The following is a 9,097-nucleotide window of genomic DNA, read 5'->3' on the forward strand; positions in this document are numbered from 1 at the left end:
TTTGTCTATGCGAAACCGACATAGAATCAATCAAAATCACGAATTCCATATGGTTATTCTTCCCGGTTTAATTTCTTAAGTTCGCGCCTATGGGGACAGGCCCCTTTCTCCACGCAGTTACCTGAAGGTTTTACTTTACAGCCGAAAGGTGCCAGTCCCCTCCCATAGCGAAGCCGAAATTCATTGCAATCCTCTCTGCAAATGGCATATAATAGAAGTACATATATACGAGCGGGCGGCAGCACAGCGGATATTAAAAGAGGCCTAAGCAGGCTCTCATCCCTTTGGATCTTACGATCCGGGAGGGCTTTTTTTATGCTATGGTGATGAGTTCCGGGAATGAGCGGGATTTTCGCTTGACTCGTATCTAAAATCAAGAGATGTAGAAAGGATCTGGAACGTAATGGGAGACAACAAAGCGTTACCGTCCCGGGATAATGAAGAACAGCCGCTAGCAGAAAAAGGCCGTTTAACCAATGGCGGGAATTCAATTATAACCGGAGTCATCTGGAAACAACTGCTTCTTTTTGCCCTGCCCCTGCTGATCGGGAATCTGTTTCAGCAGTTATACAACACAGTGGATTCCGTAATAGTCGGCAATTATGTAGGAAAGAATGCGCTGGCGGCCGTGGGCTCCAGCATGTCAATCATCAACATGCTGATCGGCTTCTTCCTGGGCCTGTCCACTGGCGCCGGGGTTATCATATCCCAGTATTACGGAGCAGACGCGAAAAAGGAGCTCCACGATGCCGTACATACCACCATAGCGATGATCCTGATCAGCGGGGTATTTATGACGATCTGCGGAATACTCTTTACCCCGGCCATACTGAGGATGATGGGCACTCCCTCGGAAGTGATGGAACTATCCGTCCGATATCTGAAAATCTATTTCGCAGGAATCCTGTCCCTGATGATCTACAACATGGGAGCGGGAATCCTGCGTGCGATCGGTGACTCCAAACGGCCGCTGTACTACCTGATCGTTTCGAGCCTAGTAAATGTGGCTCTGGATCTGCTCTTTGTCGTAGGCTTTCAAATGGGAGTGGCAGGCGTGGCATACGCCACCATCATCGCCCAGACCGTATCGGCAGCTCTGATTATCATCCGACTGATCCGGACCGCCGAACCCTACCGTTTGATTCCCAGGGATCTTAAAATACACAAAAACTACCTGTTGAAAATTCTGCGGGTAGGCCTGCCCGCGGGCCTGCAGCAGTCCATCATCGCTTTTTCCAATGTTATCGTCCAATCCAAGATCAACAGCTTTGGTGCCGCGGCCATGGCAGGATGCGGAGCATACACAAAAGTGGATGCCTTTGTCATTCTGCCCTTTATGAGCCTGAGTCTTGCCGGTACTACCTTTGTCGGCCAGAATATCGGCGCCCGAAGATACGACCGTGTCCGGAAAACGGCTCACGCCAGTTTTCTCATTACCCTGATCGTAACCCTGGTTCTGTCGATCCTCGTCTATCTGTTCGGGCCCGTGATCCTGCGGATCTTCACCACCGAACAAGACGTGATCCACTACGGCAGTTATATGCTGAAAACCCTGGCCCCCTTCTACCTCTTCGTAGCATTTGCCAATGTATGCAGCGGTATTATCCGGGGCTCCGGCCAAACCGTGATTCCCATGCTGATCATGGTGGGAACCATGTGTGTAGTCCGGGTCATCTGGCTCACGGTCATGACTCCCATCATGCAGGACATCATGGTGGTATTCCTGGGCTACCTCATCACCTGGGTTCTGTGCGCTGCTCTGATGCTGGCTTACTACCTCATGGGCTCCTGGCTTACCCGCTATGAAAAGCCCCGGCCCCGTTAAAGAACCGTTCAGGGAAGTTCTCTCACAGCCGTTTCCGGCGTTCCTCGATGAGCTCCATGTGCTCTTTCACCCTGGCCTCCGCCCCCTGCCGTGTAGGCCGGTAATAGTTCCGCCCTGCCAGGGAATCCGGCAGGCACTGCATGGAGGTCAGCTTTTCTTCGGTGTCATGAGCGTACTGATAGCCCTTGCCGTAATCCAGATCCTGCATCAGCTTCGTCGGGGCGTTGCGGATCTGCAGGGGCACCGGCTCCGCCAGCATCTGCAGCGCGTCTGATTTGGCCTCCTCGTAGGCGACGTACAGCGCATTGGACTTAGGGGCCAGCGTCAGATATGTGACGGCATGGGTCAGGTTTACATTGCACTCGGGCATCCCGTTAAAATGGCAGGCCTGATAGGCGGCCACGGCGATCTCCAGCGCCCGGCTGTCCGCGATCCCGATATCCTCGCTTGCGAAACGGATCAGGCGTCGTGCGACGTAGAGCGGATCTTCGCCTGCCTCCAGCATACGGGCCAGCCAGTAGACTGCGGCCTGTACGTCGGAATTGCGCATGGATTTGTGCAGGGCGGAGATCAGATTATAGTGTTCCTCCCCGTTTTTATCGTAAAGAAGCGACTTCCGGCTGATGCATTGTTCCAGGATTTCCGGAGTGACGACGGTTTCCGTACCCTGAATGTCTCCGTTGATCACGGCCATTTCCAGCGTGTTCAGGGCGGTCCGGGCATCCCCATTGGCGAATCCGGCGATCATACGGAGCAGGTCCTTTGGGATGCGGATCTTCTGGCTGCCCAGCCCTCTCTCGGATTCCAGGGCATGCTGCAGCAGCTGATACAGATCGTCGGAGGAGAGCGCGTGCAGCACGAAGACCTTGCAGCGGGACAAAAGAGCGGAGTTGATCTCAAAGGAAGGGTTCTCCGTAGTAGCTCCGATCAAAATGATGCTGCCCTTCTCCACATAGGGGAGAAAGGCGTCCTGCTGGGCCTTGTTAAAGCGGTGAATCTCGTCTACGAATAGCAGGGTGCGCTCTCCGGACATTCTATTGGCTTCCGCCTGCGCCATCACGGTTTTGATCTCTTTTATTCCGCTGGTGACGGCGCTGAAATCTACAAAGTTACTTCTGGTCGTGCCGGCGATGATTCTGGCCAGAGTGGTTTTCCCGACACCGGGAGGCCCCCAGAATATCATAGATGAAATATTATCCTGCTCGATTAGCTGACGCAGTATCCGGCCCTTACCCAGCAGGTGCTGCTGTCCCACGAATTCCTTCAGGGTTTCCGGCCGCAGACGGCTGGCCAGAGGGGCGGACTTTGGACGGTCGTCGAAGAGGGAGAGCTGTTCCAATCGTATCACTTCCTTTTTTCTGAATCTTTCTTAATCACGTGTGAATACATTTACCATATCTTATTCTGCCGATTCCATACATTCTGTGCCTGGAATATCTCATTTTATCACTTTTCCCTTTCCGGATGTAACTCACGTCACGACATCTGCGCTGTCCTCCGATCCGGTATCCGGCGGAGAAGCCGGCAGCCGGATCTGTACTTCAGTTCCGGCTCCGGCTGTACTGGTATAGTACAGCCCATATTCCTTTCCAAACAGGAGCTGTATTCTGCGGTGGGTATTTACCACACCCAGATTACTGCCTGCGGAAGGCTTTTTCACGCCATCCAGGATGTGTTCCAGTTCTTCCGGCGGTATTCCGTTCCCGTTGTCCATAACGGCGATGACGATCAGGCCGGGCTCGCGCCAGCCGGTGACCACGATATCGCCCTGTTTGCTTTCCCGTTCCAGGATGCCGTGCTGGATGGAATTCTCCACCAGCGGCTGCAGGGTAAGCTTCGGGATCTTGTAGTCGTACAGGTCGCCGGGAACATCCTCCAGATAGTGAATCTGATGATTATACCGCATGTTCTGAAGATCGACATAGAGGTTTACATGCTCCAGTTCTTTTTCGACCGATACGATGGTGTCCCCCTTGCTGAGTGTCAGCTTGTAAAATTTGGACAGGGACTGGATCGCTCTGCTCACCTCTTCCTTCTGATCACTTTTGGACAGCCAGTTAATCATGTCCAGGCTGTTGTACAGAAAATGCGGATTGATCTGAGCCTGCAGGGCCCGGAACTCCGACAGCCTCAGTTCCTCGGCAGCCTGGGATTCTCTGGCCATCAGGAGGTTCAGCTCATCGGTCATATAGTTATAAGTAGTAATCAGATTACCGATCTCATCCTTACCGGATGTCTGCTCCAGCCGTTTTGGCTTACCAAAGCGGACCGTTCCCATCTGCTTCACAACGGTGGATAACCGCCGGACGATGGATGTGGACAGGAACAAGGCGGTGAGAAAGGCCAGGGCAACGAACAGGAGATAGAGACCGATAAACTGGAAAATCAGTTCGTTTCCCTTGGAGGTAAGGCTTCTCTCGGGCATAACGGAAATCATAGTCCAGTCTGTATTGTTAATCGGATAATAGCCCACATAAGCGTTCTGATCAATAAATGGGTGAAGGATAAATTCCCCCGGTTCCATAAGGGACGACAGGGAATCCCGGGACAACAGGTAGGCGCCGGAAAGCTTGGCGTCGGAAGTGGAGACCACAGAATCCCGTTCATTGATCAGATAAGCGGCGCTGTCGGCCACGTTGGTTCCCTGCTTCAGGATCGATCCGATCTCATCCCCGGAAAAATAGACGGCCACATAGGCGCCTGGACGGGCAGGGTCCGCCACACTGGGGATCTGATGGATATAGGCCAGCTGTCCGCAGGACCGCTCCTCCTCGGGCGAGAGATACAGGCCCGGACAGAACAGGGAAATGGGCCTTTGGCTGTCGAAGATGCCGTACCAGTAAGTACCGTATACCGATTCCAGAGGGTAGAAAAGCTGCTTCTGTGCGATATTGTAATCACACAGAAAATCATAGGGCTCGCTTACATAAATGCGGATGTTGTCAATTAACTGATGATCGATCTGATTCAGCGCGGATATGTAAAAAGGTTTCAGGATGTCCTCGGATAAAAGCTCCTGGGTAATATCTTCCGGCATGGTATGAAACAGATCCAGGATAAAGGCGCTGTTGGAAATCGAAGCGCTGGAGGAGATCACTTTGGACACGGTAACCTCCAGCGCGCTGGCAGTCTGCTCGGCCAGAGCCTGTTCAGAGCGAATGGTATCGTTTACCACAATGTCATAGAATTTCCCATAGAAAAAGAGAGCCAGGGTGATGGTTGGCACCATGACCAGGATCAGATGGGAGAAGATCAGCTTGTATTTCAGCTTGATATCGTAAAAATATTTCCGGTATATTTTATTCAAAAGAGCGCCCATTTTCTTTTCTCCATATGTATGAGGTCCATGAACTTATTGTATCAGATGGGTGACAATTTACAATATGAAAAAAGGACGGGATGTTGCAGGAGAGGAGATGAGCATCGTTGTATCTGTGTTATATCTGCGGGAAGGAAATGCTGGTGTGGCGAAACGATAAGTGGTACAATCTAAAAAAGAGGAATTATTCTTAGACTTGTGGTCCGGTAATGGGGGAAAAGATGAACAAAAGAAACAAACAGGTTCTCAAGCTGTGCCTGGTGGCGGTATTGCTGATGGGGGCCATGGTGATCGGATACGACGGCAGGAGAAATAACATATATCACGACCAAAGACCAAGTGTCAATGAGACTTATGTATTGATCATGAAATCAGAGGGAAATCCCTATAATGAGATGGCGGCCGCCGGTTTTCAGCAGGTGATCGGAGAATACGGGGCCCGCTGCGAGATCAAATATCCGGAATCCGCCAATGTGGAAAAGCAGATCCCTATGATTCAGGCGGCAGTAAAAGAGAAAGTCGATGCGATCGCGATCGCGGCCAATGACAGGGATGCACTGGAACCCGAGCTTAAAAAGGCTATGGAACAGGGGATCAAGGTATCTACGCTGGATTCCAACACGAACCCCATGAGCCGTATGATATTTGTCAACCAGACAGAAACGGCCCAGGTGGGAAGGGCATTGATGGACGCGGTGCTGGATATCGCGGGAGGGGAAGGGCAGTGGGCCATTCTGTCCGCCACCAGCCAGGCGGATAATCAGAACTCCTGGATCGGCGCGATGAAGGAAATCATGCAGGAGGACAGATACAGGAACTTAAGGCTGGTGGATATCGTATATGGCGACGATGAATATCAGAAATCCATAGAGAAAACAGAGGAACTGATCCGCAAATATCCGGAGCTGAAAGTAATATGCGCGCCCACAGTGGTGGGAATCCATGCGGCTGCGGAGAAATTGGAAGCGGTCCGTGACAGCAGACAGATCAAGCTGACCGGCCTGGGGCTTCCCGATGAAATGGCGGACTATATCACAGGGAAAGATCCGGTATGCCCCTACATGTATCTGTGGAATCCGGCGGACATGGGAAGACTGTCGGCCTATGTCTCCATCGCACTGGTCAGAGGGGACGTCAGCGGTAAGGCAGGAGAGATCTTCCCGGCTGGTAAAATGGGGGGCTATGAGATCCAGCCCTGTCTGGACGGGGGAAGCGAAGTCATCGTAGGACCGCCTTTAAAGTTTGACGCTGAAAATATCGAATCCTGGAAAAAAACATTTCAGAATGGAATGCCGGGCCAGGGATAGAAAAAGGGGGAAGCCGGATGGGAAAACTCTTAAGAATGGAGATCCTGAAAGCGGTAAGAAACAGATACCTGTGGTTAACCTTTGCTTTTGTGCTGGCAGCCGCCGCCATCCAATGCGGTTATCAGTGCTGGTCCGGCAAAAACGGGATGACTGCAGGCAGCGGATCAACCGGATTATGGATTACACGCGGTATCAGCTCACTGTTAGTTATGTGTCCTTACGGCTGGTCCTATCTTACGGAGACCAGACACGGGTACTGGAAACAGATCATCACGCGTACAGGCAGAAGAAATTACATATTAGCTAAATATACGGTCATATTTCTGACCAGTGGTTTTGCGGCCGCGGTACCGTTATCGATACAGTTAGCCGCTAATTATGGTATCCAAGGCTGCTATTTGGACCGGAGTATTCAGGGATTCGGACAAAATCCCGTGCTGAGCGTACTGCTGTATTTTATCGGGGAATGGATTCTGAGTGGAGTGATGGCCGGTTTCGGCCTGATGCTCTCCATGTTTTATAAAAATATGGCGGCCGCCATAGGAATTCCGGGACTATTCTATCTGCTGTGCCGCCTGGCCAACACGAAGCTGCTTTCCCACCTGGAATCGGCGGGATACGGCGGCGCGGCACTTGTTTTCCAGGGAATACTGCTGGGGGAGGCCTTGCTTTTCTTTGCGCTGACGCTGTCGGTGTGCGTATATCGCGGGGAACACATGGATGTGCTGGAGGAAGGGAGCAGGATGGATGAAAATTAACCATACGGAAATCGAGATCGAGCAGCTGACCAAAGTACTTCATAATCAGAACGTGATAGACCGGGCAGATGCTTACTTTGAAGGCGGCAGGGTATATGGAATACAAGGGGACAGCGGGTCCGGAAAATCTGTATTTTTAAGCATGTTATGCGGGCTGGTACGCCCCACAGCCGGAAGTATCCGGATTAATCAAAAATTAATGGGAACCGATATCATGCAGCCGGACAGCGTAGGAGTCATGATCGGCAGGCCTGCTTTTCTGGCGGAATATACCGGGTTTCAGAATCTGCAGCTGCTTGCAGCCATCAGGCAGGAGATATCCAATACAAATATCCGCAAGATGATGGATCTGGTAAAATTAGGAAGCAAGGAGCGGAGGCGCTATGGGGCCTATACATCCCAGATGCGTCAGCGGCTGGGTATCGCGGCCGCGTTTATGGAGCAGCCGGAGATCCTGCTGTTAGACGGAGCCACTTCGGAGCTGGATTCGGGAGGCGTGGACATGCTGATGGATCTGATCCGCAGAGCCAGGGAGCGGGACGCGCTGATCCTGTTAAGCGACCGGAATGAAAGCTTTCTAAGGGAACTAAGCGATGAGATCTACTATCTGTCGGATGGAAAACTATCGGCCAGCGCCTGACAGCTTCAAGGACCCGGATTCACGGATTCAAAAAGAATCGGCGCTGGCCGTCAGATACCGGGCCGAAGCCAGTAAGCCTCAGCCCAATGCCTGCAAACCTCAGTCCAAAGCCAGTAAGCCTCAGCCCAAAGCCACGTCAAGAATCATCATAACCAGAAACCCTGCCATGACGCCCAGGGTACCCACATGGGAATGTTCGCCCAGATGTGCTTCCGGTATAAGTTCTTCCACCACGACATACAGCATAGCGCCCGCGGCGAAAGACAACAGCCAGGGCATCAGCGGCTGGATTCCCCCGGCCACCAGGACGGTCAGGATACCGAATATCGGTTCCACGATGCCCGACAAACTGCCATATACGAATGCCCGTCCCGTAGAGACGCCCTCCTGCCGAAGCGGCAGCGAGATCGCGGCGCCTTCCGGAAAGTTCTGGATACCGATACCGATGGCCAGAGCCATAGCAGCCGCGTACATGGCGGGATCATTGCCGTGCTGCGCGGCCAGTGCGAAAGAAAGACCTACGGCCATTCCTTCCGGAATATTATGCAAAGTCACAGCCAGGACCAGCAGAGTCGTCCGCTTCCAGGTGGAGGAAGGACCCTCCGGCGCTGCGGATTCCGGATGCAGATGAGGCAGAAGATTATCCATCAGCATCAAAAACGCAATACCCAGAATAAATCCCCCCGCAGCCGGCATCCATCCGATCATACCGGACGCCTCAGCCTCCTCAATAGCCGGAATCAACAAAGACCAAACCGATGCGGCGATCATAACGCCGGCAGCGAAGCCCAGAAACACGCGCTGTATATTTACATTCGACTTTTTACGAAAAAAGAAAACCATAGCGGCGCCCAGGCTGGTCATAAGAAAAGTAAACCCAGTACCTCCGGCAGCCCACAAAACAGATTGCATAACGAAATCCCCCTTTTCAAAGTAAAGTATAGAATCCGGACTATTTTATCTAAAAGTATACCGGATTTTCTTTATTTTAACCTGTTTTATTAAAATAGACAAGGGAATTGGTTTTTTTTAAGGGGCCGGAGCGGTCGGACACAAGGGCTGCCTGGGCGGAGGGGGCCTGTCCGAAAACCTGGGTGCCCCGCCAGATGGCCGCTCAGAACGGACGTAGCCCGGGAGACCGTCAGGGGGCGCGGTGCGGTGTCTATGGTCCTCTTCCTCACTTAAGGCTGTTACCCGGTGAAATCTAAATGAAATCGGTCCGGCAGGTTTGCGGTCCGTGGCTGATTC

At 52.3% G+C, this 9,097-nt stretch carries 7 protein-coding genes; 4 read left to right on the forward strand and 3 right to left on the reverse strand.

Features of this window, described 5'->3' with window-relative positions:
• Positions 1–403 precede the first annotated feature (403 nt).
• On the forward strand, positions 404–1,825 hold the full coding sequence (locus ABC831_RS26075) for an MATE family efflux transporter (protein WP_343251003.1): 1,422 nt from the start codon (positions 404–406) through the stop codon (positions 1,823–1,825).
• Between the two features lie 22 nt (positions 1,826–1,847).
• Here ABC831_RS26075 and ABC831_RS26080 read toward each other — a convergent pair whose 3' ends face one another.
• Positions 1,848–3,164: a replication-associated recombination protein A gene (locus ABC831_RS26080; RefSeq protein ID WP_343251009.1), complete on the reverse strand. Its 1,317-nt coding sequence runs from the start codon at positions 3,162–3,164 to the stop codon at positions 1,848–1,850.
• Between the two features lie 132 nt (positions 3,165–3,296).
• Complete coding sequence (locus ABC831_RS26085) at positions 3,297–5,144, reverse strand: sensor histidine kinase (protein WP_343251004.1); 1,848 nt, start codon at positions 5,142–5,144, stop codon at positions 3,297–3,299.
• 221 nt (positions 5,145–5,365) lie between these two features.
• On the opposite strand from ABC831_RS26085, the gene ABC831_RS26090 reads away from it, so the two are divergent.
• The 3 genes from ABC831_RS26090 to ABC831_RS26100 are packed head-to-tail and all read left to right on the forward strand — an operon-like array spanning position 5,366 to position 7,849.
• Positions 5,366–6,451 carry a substrate-binding domain-containing protein gene (locus tag ABC831_RS26090; RefSeq protein WP_343251005.1) on the forward strand — a complete coding sequence of 362 codons (1,086 nt, stop codon included), beginning with the start codon at positions 5,366–5,368 and terminating at the stop codon, positions 6,449–6,451.
• 17 nt (positions 6,452–6,468) lie between these two features.
• Positions 6,469–7,209, forward strand: coding sequence for an ABC transporter permease (locus ABC831_RS26095; RefSeq protein WP_343251006.1), 741 nt, complete (start codon positions 6,469–6,471; stop codon positions 7,207–7,209).
• Positions 7,199–7,849, forward strand: coding sequence for an ATP-binding cassette domain-containing protein (locus tag ABC831_RS26100; protein WP_343251007.1), 651 nt, complete (start codon positions 7,199–7,201; stop codon positions 7,847–7,849). The genes ABC831_RS26095 and ABC831_RS26100 overlap by 11 nt, the downstream gene beginning before the upstream one ends.
• A 120-nt stretch (positions 7,850–7,969) precedes the next feature.
• Here ABC831_RS26100 and ABC831_RS26105 read toward each other — a convergent pair whose 3' ends face one another.
• Complete coding sequence (locus ABC831_RS26105) at positions 7,970–8,761, reverse strand: ZIP family metal transporter (RefSeq protein ID WP_343251008.1); 792 nt, start codon at positions 8,759–8,761, stop codon at positions 7,970–7,972.
• Positions 8,762–9,097 lie beyond the last annotated feature (336 nt).

It is taken from the genome of Diplocloster hominis (genome assembly GCF_032380655.1).
Lineage (GTDB): Bacteria > Bacillota > Clostridia > Lachnospirales > Lachnospiraceae > Diplocloster > Diplocloster hominis.

Bases quoted from the DNA above. Each gene is read 5' to 3' on its own strand.
- ABC831_RS26090 (WP_343251005.1), top strand. From the start codon at position 5,366: ATGAACAAAAGAAACAAACAGGTTCTCAAGCTGTGCCTGGTGGCGGTA.
- ABC831_RS26095 (WP_343251006.1), top strand. From the start codon at position 6,469: ATGGGAAAACTCTTAAGAATGGAGATCCTGAAAGCGGTAAGAAACAGA.
- ABC831_RS26100 (WP_343251007.1), top strand. From the start codon at position 7,199: ATGAAAATTAACCATACGGAAATCGAGATCGAGCAGCTGACCAAAGTA.
- ABC831_RS26085 (WP_343251004.1), bottom strand. From the start codon at position 5,144: ATGGGCGCTCTTTTGAATAAAATATACCGGAAATATTTTTACGATATC.
- ABC831_RS26105 (WP_343251008.1), bottom strand. From the start codon at position 8,761: ATGCAATCTGTTTTGTGGGCTGCCGGAGGTACTGGGTTTACTTTTCTT.
- ABC831_RS26075 (WP_343251003.1), top strand. From the start codon at position 404: ATGGGAGACAACAAAGCGTTACCGTCCCGGGATAATGAAGAACAGCCG.